Consider the following 20,186-nt stretch of genomic DNA (forward strand, 5'->3'; position numbering starts at 1 on the left):
GTCCTGCACAAACCCTGCTCTCGCTGGATTTGCCAGCGTCGCCCCCCTACCCTCTCGCCTTCGTGGCTGCACGCCTTCCCCTCGCGCCAGGTCGAGCCCTATCGTTCACGGCCTTCGCGGCGCTCGCCGCGGCGGCGCTCGCGACCGCCGCCTCCGCAGGCGCCTGCAAGGGCCCGGGGGGCGGCGGGGACGGCGGCTCGGGCATGGGCGGCGCCGACGGCTGCCCGATGGGGCCGCGACAGGCGATGTTCACCATCGCGGTGCGCGCGAGAGGCGCCCCCGTCCCGCCGGACACCGCCGTTCACGTGGCGTGGAGCGCGGCCGAGGAACCGACCTTCGTCCTGAACGACCCGAGCACCTGGAAGACGCTCGACGAGGCCAACGTGGTGTGCGCCGTCGATCGCGCGAAGCCTCCCCCCGATGCGCTGGAGGAGCTCGTCTGCGAGCTGTGGACCGTAGGGGTGACGCGGGTGGAGATCTCGGGGACAGGCTACCAGGAGTTCGCGCAGACGCTCACGCCCGTCATGAGCGACGAATGCGAGGACTTCGTTCCTCAGGAGATCGACATCGAGCTCGTGCCGGTGGTGGACGAGGACAGCGAAGAGTAGCCGGCCGGAGCGCCCCGGTCCTTTCCCCCGCAGGAGCGCCGAGCGAGTTATCCGCCGGCGTCACCACGACACGCCGGCCTGCTTACGCTCGTTCCCCGGCGGGGCTACCCTGCACCATGCCCGCGCCGACCCCGCTCCGCCTCGCCTGGGCGACCGACGTCCACCTCAACTTCCTCTCTCGCGAGGATCTCGCCGGCTTCTGCGCGACCCTCGCCGCCACGGCCTGCGACGCCGTCCTCTTCACCGGCGACATCGCCGAGGCCGCGAGCCTCCGCCCCCTCCTCGAGACCGTCGCCCGGGCCATCGAGCGCCCGCTCTACTTCGTCCTCGGCAACCACGACTTCTACCGCGGGAGCATCGCCGCCGTGCGCGCCGAGGCCGCCGAGCTCTCCGCCACCTCCCCGTGGCTCAAGTGGCTCCCGTCGATCCCACCGCTCGAGCTCGGCCCGGACACCGCCCTCGTCGGCCACGACGGCTGGGCCGACGCCCGCCTCGGCAATTACGAGAGGTCGCCCGTGACGCTCAACGATTACGTGCTCATCAAGGAGCTCGCCTCCCTCGATCGGAATCGCCGGAGAGAAACCCTGCATCGCCTCGGCGACGAGGCCGCGGCGTACCTCCGCCGCGTCCTGCCCGAAGCCCTCGAGCGGTACGGGCGCGTGATCGTGGCCACGCACGTCCCGCCGTTCAAGGAGGCCTGCTGGCATGAAGGTCAGATCTCCAACGACGATTGGCTCCCGCACTTCACCTGCAAGGCCGCTGGCGAGGCGATCCGCGAGGCCGCCGAGCGGCACCCGGAGCGGCGGATCGAGGTGCTCTGCGGCCATACCCACGGCGCCGGCGTGGCGGAGATCCTCCCGAACCTCGTCGTACGCACCGGCGGCGCCGAGTACGGCGAGCCCGCGGTGCAGGGCGTGATCGTGGCCACCTAGGCCGCCATCCAGCCGCGGCGCGCGCCCTGCCGCCCTCGCGGACGTCGCCACGCATACCGTCCGGCCCCGCCGCGACGTATCCTCACACGCCCGCCGCCCCCGCCGACCTCCACGGAACCGGTCATCCATGCCGACGAACGATCCCGACAGCCAGCTCGACTCCCTCCTCCGCGCGCTCGAAGCGAGCCCTGACGCCGCCGGCGTCTTCTATCCCAGGCAGGTGCCGCAGAGCCCGCGGGGCGGCGCGACGGACTACGACATCCCCGTCGGCCCCGGCGTCGCCGTCGGGGCGCGATGGCACCTCGCCGACCCGAAGAACCCGACCGTGCTCGCCTTCCATGGAAACGGCGAGACCGTCCCCGACTACGACGACATCGCCGAGATGTGGCGGGACATCGGGCTCAACCTCTTCATCGTCGATTACCGTGGCTACGGCTGGAGCGGCGGCCGACCGACGCTGCGCTCGCTCCACGACGACCCGGCGAAGGTCGCCGACTTCTTCGAGCGGGAGCTCGCCGAGAAGAGCCGCGCCGCTGGCCTCGACCGGCCGCCCGCGCCGCTGCTCTTCGGGCGCTCGCTCGGCAGCTCGCCCGCGTCGCGCATCGCCAGCGAGCGCGGCCACGCCTACCGCGCGCTGATCCTCGAGAGCGGCTTCAGCGACGTCCGGCACCTCCTCGCCCTCTTCCAGATCGAGCTCGGCGACCTGCGCGACGAGGCGCACCGCCGCTTCTCCAACCCGGAGCTCCTGAAGCGCGTCGAGATCCCCGTCCTCACGCTGCACGGCGCGCACGACAGCCTGCTCCCGCCGTTCCACGCCCGCGAGAACCACGCGGCCGTCCCGCACGAGAAGAAGGAGCTCTGCCTCATCAATGGCGCCGGGCACAACGATATCCTCCTCTTCGCGCCGGCCTATTTCGGCGCGATTCGGGACTTCCTGCAGGAGCACGGAGGCCGGCGCTCATAGAGCGGTTTTCAGCTGGGACTGAGACGCCGTCGTCCGCCACTCGTCTCCGTCTCTCGTCTCCGTCTCCGTCTCCGTCTCTCGTCTCCGTCTCTCGTCTCCGTCTCTCGTCTCCGTCTCTCGTCCCCGTCTCTCGTCCCCGTCTCTCGTCTCCGTCCTTCGTGCGCGTGCGCGTGCGCGTTGACTCCGGGGAATCGCGCACGCGCACGCGCACGAAGGACGAGCACGGAAGACGGAAGACGGAAGACGGAAGACGGAAGACGGAAGACGGAAGACGGAAGACGGAAGACGTCTGCAGGAACCCGAGCGAAAACTGCTCTAGGAGGACACGATTTCGAGCGGCACGATCTCGGCCGTCACCGCGGCGCCCCGCACGATCAGCCGGGCGACCGACAGCGGCAGCTTGAAGCGGCGCGGCCCCGCGCTCCCGGGATTCAGGAAGAGCACGCCGTCCTGCTCCCGGATCCCCGGCCGGTGCGAGTGCCCCGCCACCACCGCCGCATACCCCGCCGCGCCGTCGCCCGGACCGAGCTCCTTGACGTCGTGCAGCACGAGCAGGGTCGCGCCCGAGACCCGCACCGTCGCCCGCTCCGGCAAGCCGTCCGCCCAGCGCCCGCGATCGTTGTTGCCGCGCACCGCCGTCACGGGCGCAATCGCCGCGAGCGCGGCGAGCACCTCGGGGCCGCCGACGTCGCCCGCGTGCACGATCAGCTCCGAGCCCGCGAGCGCGACCAGCGCCTCCGGTCGCACCAGGCCGTGCGTGTCGGAGATGACCCCGATCCGGTGCTCCCGCTGCGCTCGTCGCTTCGTCATGAGGACCCAAGAGGAGACTCCATCCGGCGCGCGTCCCTCACACCTCCATGACGAGGAACGATCGCCCGGTGAGCTTCCTGAGCAGCGGCATGGCCACGTTGTAGACCGGCGTCCCCCGCGGCGTGCGCCCCTCGAGCGCCCCGTGGTGCGCGTGGCCGTGGAACACGACGTCGGCGCCGTACAGATCGATCGGCGCGACCAGCCGGCTCGTCCCAAGGAATGGCCTTATCTCCACGTTCTCGCCGACCGTCGTCTCCGGGATCGGCGTGTAATGCATGATCACGATCCGCTTGTCACTGTCGAGCTGCGACAGCGCCGCCTCGAGCTTCAGCGCCTCGGTCACGGCCTCCTGGACGAAGGCCTTGAGCGGGCCCTCGCCGAACGCCTGCAGCGTCGCGCTCCCGAACCCGCCCATGAACCCCTTCACGCCCGCAACCCCGATGTCGTCGCGCAGGACCAGGTGATCCCCGTCGAGCACCTCGACGCCCGCGTCGCCGAGGAGCCTCGTGACCTCGGCGCCCGAGCCGCGGTCGAGATCGTGGTTGCCGAGCACCGCGGCGCACGGCACCGACAGCCCGGAGAGCGCGTCGGCCAGCACCTTCGCCTCCTCGGGGTGGCCGCGATCGGTGAGATCGCCGCACAGGACGAGCAGCTCGGCCTCCGCGTTCACCGCCCGCACGAGCTCGCGCATCCTGCCGCCGTGCTCCGGCCGGCAATGCAGGTCCGAGGCCGCCGCGACGCGCCGCTTGCCGTGATCCCCGCTGCCCCCGGCGACGGCGCTCATGACCCCGGCTTGCGGAGCCGCGCCGCCTCGACCTCCGCCCCCAGACGATCCGCGCCGCAAGGCGCCCCCTCGCGGACCTGCGCCCCCGCGTTGCCGACGCGCCGCCGCGCCGCCCCGGACCGCCGGCGCTTCCGGCACGGCAACCCCAGCGCCGCCTCGGGCGCGGGGCCGGCGGGCGCAGCCACGAGCCCGAGCTCCTCGTAATCGTGCGCGTACTGCCGCCGGCTGATCAGGTTCCCCCGGCAGACCCGGAGCGGCGCGTCGCCGGCCCGCGACTGCTCCAGCGTGCGCCGGCACAGCTCCGCGACGAGCCACTCGGGCACCCGGCTCCGCGCGCCGGGATAGACGAAGCGGTACAGCGTGACGTGCGCGAACAGGACCTCCCAGTACGGGCCGAACCGGTCGAGGAGCCGCTCCCAGTCCATCTCGTCGCCGCACGCGTAGATGAGGTGGTTCACGTCGGCCCCGTCGTACCGCTCCCGCTCGTCCACGAACGCCTTCGTGAAGATGATCTCCTCGACCGGCGCGATCAGACAGGAGTGCCCCAGGATCGTCGCCGGGCGCGCGTGCTCGAACCAGCCGCCGTCCACCACGGCCAAGCCGTTGCTCGACGAGAAGATGAGATCGATGAAGCGATCGCCGGCATACGCCTTCCCGATCCACCGCGGGTCGAGCAGCGACGTCTCGAAGCCGACCCGCTCGAGCGCCCTGAACGCCGCCGGCACCTCCCGCTCCTCCAGCATCACGTCGAGATCCTTCGTGTCCCGGAAGATGCCGGTGTACGCAAAGAAGGCATACGCCCCCGCCACCATGAAGGGCACGCCGGCGCACAGGAGCGACTCCAGCGCCCTTACCCTCACCTCCAGCTCGCCCGCGCGGGACAGCAGGCCGGCGGCGTCGTCGGCGGCCGGCGGGGCGAGCGCCGCGCGCTCGCCGGCCCGCGTCGCCCGGGCTGAACCCGCGCGCTCCGCGTCGAAGACGGCAGGGGATCCGCTGCGGGCCATCCCGCTCTGCGTAATGAACAGGACGTGCGATGGCGACCCCCCTCCGCCCCCACCCTGCGCTCGCGGGCGACGCATCGACGCGGCAGCGGGAACAGAGGCGGGTTCGTCCTCGCTGACCATTGCAAGAAGAGGCAGGTCTGGCTCAAGCTCGCCTGCCGGGATCGCTCGGCGCGCTCTCGGCTGGCAGGAGACGGGGCGCGGCCCCCCCGGCGCTCGAAGCTCGAAGAGGAGGCACATCCGTGAACACCGCGATCGCGACGATCAATCCAGCGACGGGAGAGACGCTCGAGACCTTCGAGCCCCTCTCGTCGGCGGCGCTGGAGCAGAAGGTGGCGCGCGCGCACGCCACGTTCCGCAGCTTCCGGCAGACCCCGGTCGCCGAGCGCGCCCAGAAGCTCCGCCGGGCGGCCGAGATCCTGGAGGCCGAGAAGGAGCAGCTCGGGCGGCTCATGACGCTCGAGATGGGCAAGACCATCGGCTCCGCCGTCGCGGAGGCCCAGAAGTGCGCGACCGTGTGCCGCTACTACGCCGACAACGCCGAGCGCCTGCTCGCCCCCGAGGAGGTCGCCACCGACGCCGGCAAGAGCTACGTGGCGTTCCACCCGCTCGGCCCGGTGCTCGCCATCATGCCGTGGAACTTCCCGTTCTGGCAGGTCTTCCGGTTCGCGGCGCCGGCGCTCGTCGCCGGCAACGTCGGCCTCCTCAAGCATGCGTCGAACGTCCCCCGCTGCGCGCTCGCCATCGAGGACATCCTCCGCCGGGCCGGCTTCCCGGAGGGCGCCTTCCAGGCGCTGCTCACCGGGACCGACGTGGTGCCGCGCCTGCTCGCCGACCCGCGCGTCGCGGCCGCGACGCTCACCGGCAGCGAGAACGCGGGGCGCAGCGTCGGCGCCCACGCGGGCAAGCACCTCAAGAAGGTGGTGCTGGAGCTCGGCGGCAGCGATCCGTTCATCGTCCTGCCGAGCGCCGACCTCAACGCCGCCGTCGGGACCGCGATCAAGGCGCGCATCATCAACAACGGCCAGTCCTGCATCGCGGCGAAGCGCTTCATCGTGCACGAGTCGGTCGTGCCGGAGTTCGAGCAGCGCTTCGTCGCGGCCATGCGGCGCCTCCGGGTGGGCGATCCGATGGACCCGTCGGTCGACGTCGGGCCGCTCGCCACGGCGCAGATCGCCGCGGAGCTCGAGGAGCAGGTGCGGGCCTCGGTGGCCGCGGGCGCGCTCCTGCTCACCGGCGGCAAGCGGCTGAAGGGGCCAGGCAACTACTTCCCGCCGACCGTGCTCACCGACGTCCGGAGCCCCTCCCCGGCGGCCGACGACGAGCTCTTCGGCCCGGTGGCCGCCGTCTTCCGCGTCGCCGACCTCGACGAGGCCATCCACATGGCGAACTCCACCCGGTTCGGCCTCGGGGCGAGCGCCTGGACCCGCGACCCCCAGGAGCGCGAGCGCCTCATCGACGAGCTCGAGGCCGGCCAGGTGTTCATCAACGGGATGGTCGTGTCCGACCCGCGGCTGCCGTTCGGCGGGGTCAAGATGTCCGGCCACGGCCGCGAGCTCTCGTCGTACGGTCTGCGCGAGTTCGTGAACATCAAGACCGTCTGGATCGCGAAGGACGAACGGCCGAGGGGCCTGCCAGCAACCGAGTAGACCGAGTAGACGGAGTAGATCGTGTCCGACGATCCGGCCGTAACCGCTCTGCTGAGCGAGTATCCTCCCGCAGCGCAGCAGCTGACCTTGCGCGTGCGCAAGCTGCTCCTCCGCATCATCCCCGACGTGCACGAGCACGTCTATCCAGGCTGGCGGATCATCAGCTTCCGCATGGGCGACGCGCACAAGCACCAGATCTGCTGGCTCGCCCCGCAGCGCTTCGGCGTGAACCTCGGCTTCGAGCACGGCGCCGAGCTGCCCGATCCGGGCGGCCTGCTCACCGGCGACGCCAAGCGGGCCAGCAACGTCCATATCCGCTCGGCCAAGGACGTGGACGTCGCCAAGATCGCCGCGCTGGTCGCGGCCGCCGTCGAGCTCCGCCGGGACCGCTGACCGCGCGGGGCCGCGCGGCGCGAGGGCGGCGGGCGCCGCGGCTCAGGAGCGCCGGTAGACCACCCGCCCGCCGGTCTTGCCCAGCGCGTACGAGAACCCGAGCTCCAGCGTGGAGCGGGTGACGATGCCCCCGAGGTCGAGCCCCTGATCCACCATGAGCCGCGCCGCCTCCGGCGCGATCCCGACGAGCACGACCTCGGACCCGAGCATCGCGGCGGCGCGCGCCGCCTGCGCGATGTGGCTCGCCGCGCTCGCGTCGACGACCGCCATGCCGGTCACGTCGATGATCACGGCGCGCGCCTTGTGCTCGGAGATCTCCTGCAGCATCGCCTCGATGAAGCGGCCGGAGCGCTGCGCGTCCAGCGTGCCGACGATCGGCATGACGAGGACGCCGGGCGCGATCGGCACGGCCGGGCTCGACATCGCGGCGATCGTGTCGAGGAGCGCCTCCTGGCGGCGGCTCAGCGACTCGAGCTCCCGCGTCCGCTCCTTGATCCGCGAGAGGAGCCGCGCGTTCTCGAGCACGACCGCCGCCACGGAGGCCACGCGCTCGATCAGCGCCAGGTCGTTCGCCGAGCACGCGTCGGGCCGCGGGCTGCTCAGCATGAGGACCCCGAGGACCGCCTCCCGCGAGAGCAGCGGCACGCCGACCAGCGTGCGCGCGCCGTTCCAGCGTGCCTCGACGACGTCGCTGAAGTGCTGGTACTCGCTCGACGCGGTGTCGATGACGAGCGAGCTGCACGAGCTCATCACCCGGCCCACGAGGGAGTCCTCCACGACCGGCGCGCGCTCGTCGTCGACGAGGCTCTCGCGCTCGGCCATGCCGATCACCAGAAACTCGAGCGGCCGCCCGCGGCCCGACGCGCCCAGCCGGCGGTTCGTGATCCGGCGGGCGGAGCTCATGGCGAGGTGATCCGAGAGCGCCACCGAGAACGGCGTGCGCTCGACCGTCACGACGTCGAGGCCCGTGTCGATGAAGCGCGACGCCGGCAGGGCCTCGAGCGCCGCCTCGACGCCGCGCGTGGCCATGTCGTAGAGCACCTGCACGCCGCGGTACCCCATGTCGTACTCGCGCTGCACGACCGCGGCGTGGATCACGCCGTCCTGGAGCATGGCGACCGTGGGCGTGATGAGGTCGAAGGCGACGAGCTTGAGATCCCCGGACCGGCCGAGCGTCACCGAGGCCGCGCCGAAGCTCGGGCCGTTCTCGCTGCACACCCCGAACGCGCCGGCGATCTCGGGGTCGTCGCGCAGCGCGGAGGTGGCGAGCTCGATCCCGCGCGCGGGGTCGAAGTGGTTCTCGAGGGGCGCGCCGATGCGGATCGCCGAGCCGGCGACGGCCTCGCGGAAGCCCTCGAGGCGCTCGCCCGCGTTGGACACGGCGAAGGAGGCCGCCTGGGTCACGACCAGACCGCCCTGCGGCAGGAGCCGCAGCATCACCTCGCCCGCGAGCCTGCCGGCGACGCGGTTGTCGGTCCCGATGTAGACCGGGGCCGCGCTGCCCTGCACGGTCGGCGAGTCGATCGCGACCACCGCGACGCCCGCGGCGACCGCGCGGCGGATGAGCGGCTCGAGCGCCGCCGGATCGATCGGCGCGACGGCGATGCCCTTCACGCCCCGGCGGAGCCCTTCCTCGAACAGCGCCTCCTGCGACGCGGGGTCGGCGCCCAGCCCGCTCCTGAACCCCACCGCCACCCGCAGATCCCGCCCCGCGGCCAGCGCGCCGTCGCGCACGTTGTTCCAGTACGCCGTCATCGGCCGGCGAGGGGCCTTGTAGAGGCGCAGCGTGCGCCCCGCGTCCGCCGCGGGCTCGCGCCCCGCGTCCTCCAGGATGGCGAGGTCGATCGTGCCCCAGCGCGGGCCCGTCTGCACGCTCCGGATGCCGTCCGCGAGCGTCTCGATGAGCTCCACGAGGTCGACCGACTCGGCGACGGAGCTCAGCACCTCCTCGAGCAGGCGCAGCTCCTGGGCGACCTGCGCCTTCTCCTCGAACAGGCCGCGCCGCTCGAGCGCGGCGCCCGCGCTCTCCGCGACCGACTCCACGAGCGCGCGGTACGGGCCCGAGAGCGGCGCGTGGTCCGGCTGCTCCAGCGCGAGGTAGGCGCCCGGCCCTCCGAACAGGGGCACCGGCACGACCTGCACATACGCGCCCTCGGGCGGCCAGCCGGGCCGCTCCGCGACCTCGGGCAGGTGCGCCCGGTACCACGCGGCCGCGGGGACGAGGCACGGGCCGCGCGCCGCCTCGGGCGCGGCGGCCGGACCGAACGGCGCCGACGCGCTCAGCAGCCCGCCGTCCGACGGCGTGCGCAGCTTGCCCGGCAGGATGCCGTCGAGCCCCACGGTCGCCGTGTACACGAGCCGCCGTCCCGCGCGCACCAGCAGGCCGCCGCGCTGCGCGCCCGGGAGGCTGGCCATGGCGCGCTGCACCAGGTGGTGGAGCGTCGAGAAAACATCGAGTCCGGTGTTCATGCAGATCCGTTCAGCCGGTCACCTGGTCGCTCGCCGCGCGCGACGCGAGGGGCACTGCACTAGCAGGCGCGAGCGGCCTCGTGCTTGTCAAGCGGAGACGATGAGAGCACCGTACCGCACCAGGAGCTCGCCCCCGCATGAAGCTCGCCTCTCTCCGCGGCCCCGGCCGCGACGGCACGCTCATCGTCGTCCGCCGCGACGGCCTCGCCTACGCGCCGGCCGGCGCCGCGTTTCCCACGCTCCAGGCCGCGCTCGACGACTGGGAGCGCGCCGAGCCGGCGCTGCGCCGCATCGCCGACGACATCGAGCGCGGCGGCGCGGCCGTGGCCCCGCTCGCCCTGGAAGAGCTCGCCGCGCCCTTGCCCCGCGCGTACGAGTGGATCGACGGGTCGGCGTACATCCACCACATCGAGCTCGTGCGCAAGGCGCGCGGCGCCGAGCCTCCGGAGACGCTCACGACCGATCCGCTCGTGTACCAGGGCGGCTCCGGCGTGCTCCTCGGGCCGACCGACGACATCGTCCTGCGCGACGAGGCCTGGGGCCTCGATTTCGAGGCCGAGGTCTGCGCCGTCCTCGGCGACACGCCGCAGGGCGCGCGCCGCGACGAGGCCCACCGGCACATCCGCCTGTTCCTCCTGGCCAACGACGTGACGCTGCGCAACCTCGTGCCCGCCGAGCTCGCCAAGGGCTTCGGGTTCTTCTGCTCGAAGCCGGCGACGGCGTTCTCCCCGTTCGCGATCACGCCGGACGAGCTCGGCGACGCGTTTTGCGACGGGCGCGTCCACCTGCGGCTGCGCTCCACGTACAACGGCGCGCTCGTCGGCGACCCCGAGGCCGGCCCGGAGATGCACTTCTCGTTCTTCGACCTCATCGAGCACATCGCCAGGACCCGCAGCTTCACGGCCGGGACCCTGCTCGGCAGCGGCACCGTCTCGAACCGGGATCCGGCGCGCGGCGTGTCGTGCCTTGCGGAGAGGCGCATGCTCGAGATCCTCGCGCACGGGGCGGCGAGGACGCCCTTCATGAAGCCAGGAGACACGATCATGATCGAGATGCTGAATCGCTCGGGAGAGAGCCTGTTCGGGCGCATCGCGCAGCGGGTGGTGGCCGGATGAGCGTCGCGCTCACGGGGCTCACGCTCTACGGCTACTGGCGCAGCTCGTGCAGCTGGCGCGCGCGCATCGCCCTCGCCCACAAGGGCATCGAGCACGCGTACCGGCCGGTGAACCTCGTCCGGGACGGCGGCGAGCAGCTCCGCGACGACTACCGGACCAAGAACCCGATGGCGCAGGTACCGCTGCTCGAGTTCGAGCAGGGCGGCGCCGTCCGGCGCGTGTCGCAGTCGGTGGCGATCATCGAGCTGCTCGAGGAGCTGTTCCCCGCGCCGCCGCTCCTGCCCGCGGATCCGTACCTGCGCGCCAAGGCGCGGCAGCTCGCCGAGATGATCAACTCCGGCACGCAGCCGATGCAGAACACCGCCACCCTGAAGTACGTGCGGGACGAGCTCGGCGGCGACGAGCGGGCGTTCGGGCGCCGCTTCATCGCGTCGGGCCTCGCCGCGTTCCAGGCGGCGGCGGGCGAGCTCTGCGGGCGCTTCTGCGTCGGCGATCAGGTCACCGTGGCGGACGTGTTCCTCGTGCCCCAGCTTTACAATGCGCGACGTTACGACGTCGACCTCGCGCCGCTCTCGACCCTCACGCGGATCGAGGCGGCGTGCATGGCGCTGCCCGCCTTCCAGGCGGCCCACGCCGACCGCCAGGTCGACGCCGTCGCGGGCGCGTAGCTCACCCCCTGCGTTCACCCCTCGCGACGGAGGACCCAGATGGCCAAGGTGGAGTCGATCGGCATCAAGCGGGTGGAGGCCCTGCACTACTACGTGCGCGACCTGGAGCGGAGCCGCAGGTTCTATACGGAGAAGCTCGACTTCCAGGAGACCGCCGCGAGCTCGCCGGAGCTGAACGCGGCGGCGGCGCAGCGGTCGGTCGTCTTCCAGGCCGGCGAGTGCGCCATCGTCTGCTCGCAGCCGATCGGCGAGGGCGGGCGGGCGTGGCGCTATCTGCGCAAGCACCCCGACGGGGTGGGCACGATCGTCTTCGAGGTGGAGGACGTGGACCGCGCCTTCCGGCTGCTCGACGGCCGCGGGGGCACGCCGATCGACGAGATCCACCGGGTGACCGAGGGCGGGGGCACCTTCGCCTCGTTCTCGATCACGACGCCGTTCGGGGACACCACCTTCCGCTTCGTGGAGCGGCACGGCTACCCCGCGCTGTTCCCCGGCTGCGTGGCCCACGGCGCGCCCCAGGGCGGCGAGAACCGCTTCGGGATCGCCCGGTTCGATCACATCACCTCGAACTTCCAGACGATGGCGCCCGCCCTGCTCTGGATGGAGCACGTGCTCGGGCTCGAGCCGTTCTGGCAGATCGCGTTCCACACGAACGACGTCGCGAAGGACGCGGGCCACGGCTCGGGCCTGCGCTCGGCCGTGATGTGGGACCCGGGCTCGGGCGTGAAGTTCGCCAACAACGAGCCCTACCGGCCGCACTTCAAGAGCTCGCAGATCAACGTCTTCAACGAGGAGCACCGCGGCGACGGGGTGCAGCACGTGGCGCTCGCCGTGGACGACATCCTCGCCGCCGTGCGGGCGATGCGCGCGCGCGGCGTGGAGTTCATGCCGACCCCGGCCGCCTACTACGACCTCCTGCCCGAGCGCCTGCAGCGGCTCGGCGTCGGGCAGCTCGACGAGGACGTGGCGGCGCTGCGCGAGCTCGAGGTGCTGGTCGACGGCGACGGCGCGCGGTCGTACCTGCTCCAGATCTTCCTCAAGGAGTCGTCCGGCACGCACCGCGATCCGGACGCCGGGCCGTTCTTCTTCGAGCTCATCCAGCGGAAGGGGGACCGCGGCTTCGGCGCCGGCAACTTCCGGGCGCTGTTCGAGAGCATCGAGCGGCAGCAGAAGGCCGAGGGGCGCGGCTGATGCTCGATCGCGTCGTCGCCGGGAGCGTCCCCCCGAAGCACCACACCGCCCTCCGGAGCGCGGCCGGGGAGCTCCGCTACGAGGAGTGCCTGACGCGGGCGGGCTTCGACGGCCCCTACACGATCGCCTACCACGAGCGCCGGCCGCACGAGCACCGGCTCGCGCGGGCCGAGCACGGCTTCGCGCTGCCGGTCGCCGCGCCGCCGCGCCCGCTCGCGAAGCGGCACTACCGGTCGCAGGACCTGCCGCGGCGGGGCGGGCCCGCGATCGACTGCCGCGTGCCGCTGCTCTTCAACGACGACGTGGTGATCGGGCTCGCCCAGCCGGACGCCGCCGATCCGGTGTACTTCGCGAACGCGGACGCCGACGAGCTGCTCTTCATCGCGCAAGGCGGCGGCGTCCTGCGCACGATGCTCGGCGATCTCCGCTTCGAGCAGGACGACTACGTCGTCGTCCCGAAGGGGCTCTTCCACCGCTTCCTCCCGGACGCCGCCCCCCAGCGCTGGCTCTCGATCCAGGCCGCGGACGTCCACCTCCCGCGGCAGTGGCGCAACGAGGTCGGCCAGCTGCGGATGGACGCGCCGTACTCCCACCGCGATTTCCGGCGGCCCACGTTCGTCGGCCCGCTCGACGAGGGCATCCGCGCGCTCGTCGTGAAGCGCGGCGGCGCGTTCCACGGCTTCGCCTGCGAGCGCTCTCCGCTCGACGTCGTCGGCTGGGACGGGACGGTGTACCCGTTCGCGTTCCCGATCGAGCGCTTCCAGGCGCGCGTCGGGCTCGTCCACCTGCCGCCGGACTGGCACGGCACGTTCGCGGCGCGGGGCGCCCTCGTCTGCAGCTTCGTGCCGCGCCCGGTCGACTTCCACCCGGAGGCGATCCCGTGCCCCTACCCGCACTCGTCCGTCGACTGCGACGAGTTCCTGTTCTACTGCCGCGGCAACTTCACCTCGCGCCGCGGCGTCGGCCCGGGCAGCATCTCGCACCACCCGGCCGGCGTCCCGCACGGGCCGCACCCCGGCGCGTACGAGGCGAGCCTCGGGAGCCGCGCGACGAGCGAGCTCGCGGTCATGCTCGACACGACCCGCCCGCTCGCGGCCACCCCGGCCGCGCTCGAGGTGGAGGACCCGGGCTACCAGGACAGCTTCATCGCAGGCCCGTGAGGGGCCCGGCGCTCAGGGCTTCAGGAAGCAGTTGCTGTTGCAGTCGTTGAAGCGCTGGGCCTCTTCGAAGTCGATCCCGTTCAGCCCATCGCAGGACACGCGGACGATGCACTCGGCGTTGCACGCGACCTCCTCGGGGCACGCCTCGGGGCCGCTCCCGAAGGGGGCCCCCTGCCCGCACCCCATGAGGCGCTCGTTGGCCTGCTCGCAGACGGTGCGGAAGACGAAGACGCCGCACTGGCGGAGGTCCCTCTCCTGGTCGACGCAGCCGTCGTAGGAGAGCACGTCGTCCTTGCACTCGGCCTCCGCGTCGACGCAGGCCAGGTACTCGTCGAGGAAGGCGGGGCAGCTCGCCTCCACCGCGGCCTGCCTCGCGGCGTCCGTCTTGTCGACGCACTCGCGGTACCGCGCCTCGCTGCAGCCGCTGCAGTCGCACATGAGATCGCAGACGCGCTCCTCCTGCGAGGGGCAGCCGGCGGCGAGGAGCGCGCCGCCGGCGGCGGCCAGGGAGAGGAGCGCCTCGAGGAGGCGCGGCGGGCGGGGCATGGCGGCGCGCATGGTGGCTCGCTCCTTTATTTCGGCATCTTGCCGAGCCGCTCGAGGAGGGCGCGCACGAGGAGCGGCCAGGCGACCGTGGCGTCCGCGTACACCTCGGCGAACCGGCCGCCCTCCTGCGGCGCCGTGAACTTCCCCCAGCTCACGCCCTCGGAGTAGGTGCAGCCGGAGAGGCCGCCCCAGTGCACCGGCTCGGGGCAGATGCGGACGCCGTACTGGAACCGCGGGTGATCCACCTCGATGTCGAGGCGATCGCCCACGATGTCGTAGAACGGCGCGACCTGCTGGGCCCAGTTGCGCGGGACGCCGCCGCCGATGGTGAAGATGCCGAGGCGCTTCTTCGTGCGGACCAGGCGGGCGTAGCTCAGGAGATCGAGGAACGGGTTGTACGGCGGCGGCACCGCCTCGCGCCACACGTCGAAGCCCGGCTTGTCGCCGTGCTGCGCCTTCACCTTGCGCAGCATCCACGTCGCCACGTCGAGGCCCATCTCGCTGTCGGTGAAGGCCGGCACGTAGACGGGCACGTTGCGGAGGTACGCGCTCCGGAGCACGCCGGGCGAGTCGCCCATCTCGGCCAGCGCCTTGCCGAGCTGGCGGCAGATGATCTCGCTCGACCAGGGCGACCCGCTGTCCAGCTTGTCGAGCTCCTTCCGGACGAAGACCTCGATGGCGTTGAGGTTCTTCTCCATCTCGAGCGTGTCGTAGACGCGGTTGTACCCCTTCTCGAAGTACGCCTCGTCCGAGATGGCCGGGTTCGCCTTGTAGTGGGTCAGTCCGACCGCCTCGCTCAGCCCGTGCGCCATGAGCGCCCCGGTGCTGATGATGCAGTCGATCATCCCGGCCTCGATCATCCGGACGATGACGACGCCCATCTTGGCCACCGTCATGGCGCCGGAGAAGGTCGCCACGACGAGGCAGTCCTCGTCGCGCACCATCGTCTCGAGCACGTCGCACGCCTCGCCGAGCGCACGGCCGCTGAAGGCGGTCCGGCTCATCGCGCGGAGCAGGTCGTCGAACGACCCGATCTTCAGCGGGTCGAGCGCCTCGAGCGGGACGAGCTTGTCTTCGACTCCATCGCCGAGATGGCGGTGCGAGGAGCGCGGGTGTTTCGAAGAGGACATAGCGCGCGAACATATAGCCGCGCGAGGGGTGGGGCGTCGAGCACGAAGCTCCCCGCGGCAGCGGCGCTTCAGGGCCGGACGGGCAGGGAGCACGCGAGGCGGCGCGCGGTTCCACGTACGGCGCCGCGCGCCGTTCCTCCGAGCCTGCCAGCGCCTTCGCCGATCCCGCGCTCGCCGCCTTCGGCGCGCTGGGCCGCGAGATCGGCGCGCACATACGCGATCTCGCCCGCGCCGGGGCGGGCGCTCGGCGGGGCCTCGGCCCGGCGCTCGGGCTCGATCAGCGCGGCGATCTTCGCCACGCAGGCGTCACGCCCTGACACACGGACGTCATAGACAGCCGTGCTCGCGATCGCGCCGCGGCCGTCGAGGGTCGCGGCGGCGCTCGCGCGGTCCAGCACGAAGCGGTCGCCGCGCGGGCGCGCGGGGCACGCCGGAAGACGGGTGAGCTCGGCGCGGACGTTCGGGGCGATCTCCCAGCCATCGAGCGGCAGGAGCGGCGGGGCCTTCGCCGGCGTGGCGGCCTCCGGAGGTGCGCCCGGCGCGGCCGTCTCCGGAGGCGCTCCACGCGCGCCGCGCTGCGCGGGCGCGCCCGGCGCGGCCTTCTCCGCGGGCGGGATCGGCACCGTGCGGCCGAGGGTCAGGTCGCGGAAGCCGAGCAGCAGCGGCACGCCGGCGGCCGTCGGCTGCCCGAGCGCGCGCGCGCCGCGGCTCGCGAGCGAGGCGATCGGCCGCGGGGCCTCGCCGGATCGCCACGCGATGAGCGACGTGCCGCGGAGCCACGCGATCGGCCCGTCCGGCGCCTCGCCGAAGGTGACCTCCGCCTCGGGCATCAGCTCCTGCGGCGCCTCGACGACCTCGGGGCCGCGGCCGGGCCTCGCCCGGACGAGCAGGTCGCGGCCCGAGGCGCGCACGCCGAAGACGATCCGGTCGCCGGACGCCGCGAACCGCGTCAGGATCGCGTCCCGGCCGACGCCCGCCGGCGCGGGGCCCGTCCACGAGCGAACCCGGGCCCCGAGCTCGGTGGGGTCGAGCCAGCGCAGCGTCCACGAGGCGCGCGGCGCCGCGGCGCCCCGCCCCGGGCCGGCGCGCCCGGCCGCGCCGTCGGGCGCGGTCGCCTCGAGCACGGCCACGGTGGAGAGCGGGCCCCAGCGCCGGTCGCTCACCGACGAGGCGTGCCGCTGCCCCGCGGGCCCGGGCGCCGCGCCGCCCGCGAGCAGCGCGAGCGCCTCCTGCGCGCTGCTCGGCGGCGGCACGCCCGGCGGCGCGGGCGGCGGCCCCGGCTGCGCCGTGCAGGCGAGCGCGCGCTCCGGGAGCGCCGGAGGCGGGCGGGGCGGCAGGAGCGGCGCGGCGTCGAGCGCCGGCCCGGCGGCGGGCGCCCCCGGCGCGGGCAGCGCCGGGCCCCAGCCGACGCGGAGGTAGGCGTCGATCTTGAGGCCGACCTCGTTGACGGCCAGCACCCCGGGCTCCGCGAGCAGGTCGCCGAGCTGGGCGGCGGCCTCCAGGGCGCGGGGCGGGGCCTCGACGGGCGCCCACGAGCGGCCGGCGTCGGTCGACGCGAGCACCTTCCCCTCCCCGACCGCGACGCCGCGGCCGCCGTGGATCAGCGCGTGCGCGGCGCCGGCCAGGCGAGCCCGCGACGCGTCGCCGCCGCGGGGCACGACCGCGGCGGTGAGCTCGCCGGCCTCGTCGGCGACCACGAACGACAGGGCGCCGTCGTGCCCCTCCTCGATCGGGCTGACCACGTGGACGTCGCCGCCCCCGCCGCGCAGCCAGCCGAGCGGGATCAGCGGCTCCTCCCGGCCGCGGGCATCGATCACCGCGACGTGGGCCCCGGCCGCGGCGCCCTCGCGGCCCTGCGCGCCCTCGCGGCCCTGTCCGCCGCGGGGCGCGGGCTCGGCGGCGGGCTCCTCGCGGGGCGCCACGTCGCTGTCCCACAGGCCGCGCACGATCGCGATCCGGCCGTCGGCGAGCGGCCCCGCGCCGCGCCAGTGGATGTCGGTGCCCGGGCGGACCGTGATCCACGCCCCGCTCGGCTGGCGCACGCACGCGCTGCCCTCCTCGTCCGCGTCGCACGGCGCGAGAAGCATGGCGCCCCCGCTCGGCGACACCCGGAGCTCCGCCTCGCCGCTCCGCAGCAGGACCGGGGGCTCGCGGCCGAGGGGGCCGCCGGCGGCCGCGACCTGGAGCACGCCGAACGGATCGTGGCGCCTGTCCGCCCCCTCCTCCCCGAGCGCGCAGGCCACCCACGCCGAGCGCCCCGCGCGGCCGACGCCGCAGGCGCTCAGCCACCCGTCGCCGCGGCCGAAGCTGGCGGTCTCGTGCAGCGCGCCCGAGGCGAGGTCCACGCGGGCGAGGAGGCCGTGGCTCGCCGTGATCGCGGCGCTCCCCCACGCCGCGCCGCTCGCGATCGCGGCCTCGAGCGGGTGGCGCCCGGTCGCGCGGATCCAGCGGAGCAGCGGGGCGTCCGCGCCGGGCTCGGGCGCGTCGCCGGCCGGCGCGAGCCGCGCCTCGGCGACCAGGATCCGCGCCTCGCGCTGCCCGGGCGGCGCCGCGGCGCCCTGCGCGACCGCGAGCAGCGCGTCGCCGCGCAGGCGCAGGCCGGAGAGGTGAAGCAGGGCGGCGGGGTCGGTCCCCTGGCCGTCGCCAGGCGGCGCCGGGCCCACGGGGCGCCACGACGCGCCGCCGTCGGCCGTGACCGCGAGCCCCGCCGCCTCGAAGAGCCCGGCGCCTTGCCGGAGGTCCCGGAACGCGACGGCGCGGAGCGGCAGGGCGGGCAAGCCCGGCAGCGCGCGCGGCTGCCCGGTCTCGATGTCGAGGAAGCTCGGGAGATCCGAGGCCGCGTCCCACACCGCGACGACGGCGGGCCCGCCGCCGATGCGAAGGAGCTCGGTCTCGGACCGGGCGAGGATGGCGGGCGCGCCGAGCGGATCGTCGAACCGGTAGACGCCGTGGACCCCGCGCCCCACGAGCCGCGGGCCGGCGGCGGACGGCACGAGCGCGAGCTCGATCAGGGGCTCCGGGCAGGGGGCGGTCTCCGGCCGCGCTGCGCCGTCGCTCCCGACGAGGACGCGCCGGCCGCCGAGCAGGGCCATGGTGCCGCCCGCGACCCGGGGGCCGACCGTGGTCGCGCCGCTCGCGTCGACCCAGCGGGCGCGCAGGAGCTCCGGCGCCGGCGGCGCGGGGTGCGCCGGCGCGGGCGCGCGGCCCTCCTGCGGCGCGGGTCGGGGCGGCGCGCCCCCGCAGCGGGCGAGCGCGAGCGCCGCGAGGAGCGCGGCCGCGCGCCGCGACCGGCGCGGAGGCGCTGCGAGGCGGGGGGCGCCCGCCGCTCTGGACTGCATCATCGCGGCGGAGCCTACCGTGTTCCGCGGCCGCGGCGACGCCGCGAGCGCCGAAGGAGGCGCCGGACGCGGGGTGTCCGCGGACGCTGCGAGGGCGACCGGGGCTCAGTGGACGGTCGAGGCTGCGTGTTCCGGGGCCGGCTCGCGGTCCAGCGACTCGGCCCTTCGGGCGAGCAGGGCCATGAGCCCCCTGGCCCCGAGCACGGCGTAATCGGACACGCAGTTGTTGAAGATCGCGTGGACCCGCTCCGCCTCCTGGGAGAGCCGCGCGACGGTCTCGGCCCAGGGGTCGAGCTCCGCGGGATCGTAAACGTACCTGAACTTCTCGTTCACGCTCACCGAGGCGCCCCAGGTCTCCTCGCGGCGGCCGTGAAAGCGCACCACGGCGAGGCGCGGATCGGCGACGAGCGGGGTGGGAGGCATGCTGTTCTCCTTGCCCTGCGGCTCGTCGACGATGACGTAGAAGGCCTCGAGATCCCGCAGGAAGTCCACGACGCGCTCGATGCGGTCGGGCTCGCCCCAGGACGCGTGACGGAGCTCGACGGCGAGCGGGATCCCCTCCATGCGGGCGCGGCAGTCCTCGATGACCCTCACGTTGCCGCGCGTCGCCGTGAACCACGGCGGGAACTGGAAGAGCACGTACCCGAGCTTGCGCGCCTGCCGCAGCGGCTCGACGGCTCGCCGGAAGCGGTCCCAGAGCACGTCTCTCGCCTCGGCCGGCAGGTCGCCGGGATAGAGACGGCGCCTGTCGAGGAGCGCCGGCGGCAGGGCGCGCTGGACGTCCGCGGGGAGGCGGGCGGGCTCCACCGGATGCTGGGTGAGCGGCGCGAACGCCTTCATGTTGAACACGAAGTCGGGCGCCGTCCGCTGGATCCACTGCGCCACCGTCGCCGTGGCGGGGAGGGCGTAATAGGTCGAGTTGACCTCGACCACGGGGAACTGGGACGCGTAGAACTTGAGCCGTTGCTCCGGGCTCGACGCGCCCTTCGGGTAGAATCGCTGGCTCTTCAACAGGGTGGGGTCGGTCCAGCCGGCGGTCCCGGCGAGGACGTTGTCCCAGCGGGCGGGCACAGGCGCGCACCCCGCGAGAGCGCTGGCGCGCGCGAGCCGATCCTCGTGCTGGTGCGGAGTCTCCTCTGAGGGCGACCGCGGCGGGTCGCGCAGGGCTGCTTCGTGCATATCGAGGGCAACGTAAGGCCTTTTCGCGGCGACGGAAGCGCTCTCCAGGAGATTCGGCCAGCGGCGCTCATCGTATCTCCTGGAGATCCGCGCTGCCGTCGAGCACGTGTTGCGCAGGTACGCTCACGCCCGCTCGCCGCGTTCGACACATTCCGCTCGACATTGGAATTTTCTCACGCGCTCTGGGGCGCTCCGGGCGTCGCGAGCAGCGGATGTCGATCCGGCGCAGGCGGTCCACCATCACCCCCT

The 20,186-nt window shown here is 73.8% G+C and carries 17 protein-coding genes; 9 read left to right on the forward strand and 8 right to left on the reverse strand.

The window, feature by feature from the left end:
- The first annotated feature begins 62 nt into the window (after positions 1-62).
- The 3 genes from WMF33_RS35315 (at position 63) to WMF33_RS35325 (ending at position 2,504) form a co-directional block, all read left to right on the forward strand.
- On the forward strand, positions 63-608 hold the full coding sequence (locus WMF33_RS35315) for a hypothetical protein (RefSeq protein ID WP_437332739.1): 546 nt from the start codon (positions 63-65) through the stop codon (positions 606-608).
- A 116-nt stretch (positions 609-724) separates the two neighbouring features.
- A complete protein-coding gene (locus tag WMF33_RS35320; RefSeq protein WP_437332740.1) occupies positions 725-1,540 on the forward strand; it encodes a metallophosphoesterase family protein in 816 nt (271 codons plus the stop codon).
- A 127-nt stretch (positions 1,541-1,667) separates the two neighbouring features.
- Positions 1,668-2,504: an alpha/beta hydrolase gene (locus WMF33_RS35325; protein ID WP_437332741.1), complete on the forward strand. Its 837-nt coding sequence runs from the start codon at positions 1,668-1,670 to the stop codon at positions 2,502-2,504.
- Between the two features lie 315 nt (positions 2,505-2,819).
- Here the strand turns inward: WMF33_RS35325 and WMF33_RS35330 are convergent, their stop codons facing one another.
- From WMF33_RS35330 to WMF33_RS35340, 3 genes are read right to left on the reverse strand one after another with little or no spacing between them, the layout of a single operon-like run.
- Positions 2,820-3,314, reverse strand: coding sequence for a metallophosphoesterase family protein (locus WMF33_RS35330; protein WP_437332742.1), 495 nt, complete (start codon positions 3,312-3,314; stop codon positions 2,820-2,822).
- 37 nt (positions 3,315-3,351) lie between these two features.
- Positions 3,352-4,098, reverse strand: a complete 747-nt coding sequence (locus WMF33_RS35335; protein ID WP_437332743.1) for a metallophosphoesterase family protein — start codon at positions 4,096-4,098, stop codon at positions 3,352-3,354.
- Positions 4,095-5,102, reverse strand: a complete 1,008-nt coding sequence (locus WMF33_RS35340) for a hypothetical protein (protein WP_061622663.1) — start codon at positions 5,100-5,102, stop codon at positions 4,095-4,097. The genes WMF33_RS35335 and WMF33_RS35340 overlap by 4 nt, the downstream gene beginning before the upstream one ends.
- A gap of 239 nt (positions 5,103-5,341) precedes the next feature.
- Between WMF33_RS35340 and WMF33_RS35345 the strand changes: the two genes are divergently transcribed.
- Both WMF33_RS35345 and WMF33_RS35350 read left to right on the forward strand, forming a co-directional pair.
- Positions 5,342-6,748 (forward strand): NAD-dependent succinate-semialdehyde dehydrogenase, encoded by a 1,407-nt coding sequence (locus WMF33_RS35345; RefSeq protein WP_437332744.1) that lies wholly within the window; start codon positions 5,342-5,344, stop codon positions 6,746-6,748.
- 21 nt (positions 6,749-6,769) lie between these two features.
- The gene (locus WMF33_RS35350; RefSeq protein ID WP_437332745.1) at positions 6,770-7,141 is read left to right on the forward strand and encodes a DUF1801 domain-containing protein; all 372 of its coding nucleotides are present in this window, start codon (positions 6,770-6,772) and stop codon (positions 7,139-7,141) included.
- Between the two features lie 42 nt (positions 7,142-7,183).
- Here WMF33_RS35350 and WMF33_RS35355 read toward each other — a convergent pair whose 3' ends face one another.
- Positions 7,184-9,610 (reverse strand): substrate-binding domain-containing protein, encoded by a 2,427-nt coding sequence (locus tag WMF33_RS35355; RefSeq protein ID WP_437332746.1) that lies wholly within the window; start codon positions 9,608-9,610, stop codon positions 7,184-7,186.
- Between the two features lie 137 nt (positions 9,611-9,747).
- On the opposite strand from WMF33_RS35355, the gene WMF33_RS35360 reads away from it, so the two are divergent.
- From WMF33_RS35360 to WMF33_RS35375, 4 genes are read left to right on the forward strand one after another with little or no spacing between them, the layout of a single operon-like run.
- On the forward strand, positions 9,748-10,725 hold the full coding sequence (locus WMF33_RS35360; RefSeq protein WP_437332747.1) for a fumarylacetoacetate hydrolase family protein: 978 nt from the start codon (positions 9,748-9,750) through the stop codon (positions 10,723-10,725).
- Entirely contained in the window at positions 10,722-11,393 is a 672-nt protein-coding gene (gene maiA, locus WMF33_RS35365; RefSeq protein WP_437332748.1) for a maleylacetoacetate isomerase, read from the forward strand. Before WMF33_RS35360 ends, maiA begins: the two co-directional genes overlap by 4 nt.
- 39 nt (positions 11,394-11,432) lie before the next feature.
- Positions 11,433-12,584 carry a 4-hydroxyphenylpyruvate dioxygenase family protein gene (locus WMF33_RS35370; protein WP_437332749.1) on the forward strand — a complete coding sequence of 384 codons (1,152 nt, stop codon included), beginning with the start codon at positions 11,433-11,435 and terminating at the stop codon, positions 12,582-12,584.
- Positions 12,584-13,744: a homogentisate 1,2-dioxygenase gene (locus WMF33_RS35375; protein ID WP_437332750.1), complete on the forward strand. Its 1,161-nt coding sequence runs from the start codon at positions 12,584-12,586 to the stop codon at positions 13,742-13,744. Before WMF33_RS35370 ends, WMF33_RS35375 begins: the two co-directional genes overlap by 1 nt.
- 12 nt (positions 13,745-13,756) lie before the next feature.
- Here WMF33_RS35375 and WMF33_RS35380 read toward each other — a convergent pair whose 3' ends face one another.
- The 4 genes from WMF33_RS35380 to WMF33_RS35395 all read right to left on the reverse strand — a co-directional run bounded on the left by WMF33_RS35380 (position 13,757) and on the right by WMF33_RS35395 (position 19,829).
- Positions 13,757-14,302, reverse strand: a complete 546-nt coding sequence (locus WMF33_RS35380; RefSeq protein WP_437332751.1) for a hypothetical protein — start codon at positions 14,300-14,302, stop codon at positions 13,757-13,759.
- A 14-nt stretch (positions 14,303-14,316) separates the two neighbouring features.
- The gene (locus WMF33_RS35385; protein WP_061628233.1) at positions 14,317-15,420 is read right to left on the reverse strand and encodes a deoxyhypusine synthase family protein; all 1,104 of its coding nucleotides are present in this window, start codon (positions 15,418-15,420) and stop codon (positions 14,317-14,319) included.
- Positions 15,421-15,488: 68 nt separating this feature from the next.
- Entirely contained in the window at positions 15,489-18,761 is a 3,273-nt protein-coding gene (locus WMF33_RS35390; protein WP_437332752.1) for a hypothetical protein, read from the reverse strand.
- A 102-nt stretch (positions 18,762-18,863) separates the two neighbouring features.
- Positions 18,864-19,829, reverse strand: coding sequence for a DUF72 domain-containing protein (locus WMF33_RS35395; RefSeq protein WP_437332753.1), 966 nt, complete (start codon positions 19,827-19,829; stop codon positions 18,864-18,866).
- Positions 19,830-20,186 lie beyond the last annotated feature (357 nt).

It is taken from the genome of Sorangium sp. So ce394 (assembly GCF_051474665.1).
In the GTDB taxonomy this organism is placed as follows: Bacteria; Myxococcota_A; Polyangia; order Polyangiales; family Polyangiaceae; genus Sorangium; species Sorangium cellulosum_D.

Excerpts from the sequence above, each read along its gene's own strand:
- WMF33_RS35355 (WP_437332746.1), bottom strand. The coding sequence starts at position 9,610 with ATGAACACCGGACTCGATGTTTTCTCGACGCTCCACCACCTGGTGCAG.
- WMF33_RS35325 (WP_437332741.1), top strand. The coding sequence starts at position 1,668 with ATGCCGACGAACGATCCCGACAGCCAGCTCGACTCCCTCCTCCGCGCG.
- WMF33_RS35335 (WP_437332743.1), bottom strand. The coding sequence starts at position 4,098 with ATGAGCGCCGTCGCCGGGGGCAGCGGGGATCACGGCAAGCGGCGCGTC.
- WMF33_RS35380 (WP_437332751.1), bottom strand. The coding sequence starts at position 14,302 with ATGCGCGCCGCCATGCCCCGCCCGCCGCGCCTCCTCGAGGCGCTCCTC.
- WMF33_RS35330 (WP_437332742.1), bottom strand. The coding sequence starts at position 3,314 with ATGACGAAGCGACGAGCGCAGCGGGAGCACCGGATCGGGGTCATCTCC.
- WMF33_RS35390 (WP_437332752.1), bottom strand. The coding sequence starts at position 18,761 with ATGATGCAGTCCAGAGCGGCGGGCGCCCCCCGCCTCGCAGCGCCTCCG.
- maiA (WP_437332748.1), top strand. The coding sequence starts at position 10,722 with ATGAGCGTCGCGCTCACGGGGCTCACGCTCTACGGCTACTGGCGCAGC.
- WMF33_RS35385 (WP_061628233.1), bottom strand. The coding sequence starts at position 15,420 with ATGTCCTCTTCGAAACACCCGCGCTCCTCGCACCGCCATCTCGGCGAT.
- WMF33_RS35370 (WP_437332749.1), top strand. The coding sequence starts at position 11,433 with ATGGCCAAGGTGGAGTCGATCGGCATCAAGCGGGTGGAGGCCCTGCAC.
- WMF33_RS35340 (WP_061622663.1), bottom strand. The coding sequence starts at position 5,102 with ATGGCCCGCAGCGGATCCCCTGCCGTCTTCGACGCGGAGCGCGCGGGT.
- WMF33_RS35360 (WP_437332747.1), top strand. The coding sequence starts at position 9,748 with ATGAAGCTCGCCTCTCTCCGCGGCCCCGGCCGCGACGGCACGCTCATC.
- WMF33_RS35320 (WP_437332740.1), top strand. The coding sequence starts at position 725 with ATGCCCGCGCCGACCCCGCTCCGCCTCGCCTGGGCGACCGACGTCCAC.
- WMF33_RS35375 (WP_437332750.1), top strand. The coding sequence starts at position 12,584 with ATGCTCGATCGCGTCGTCGCCGGGAGCGTCCCCCCGAAGCACCACACC.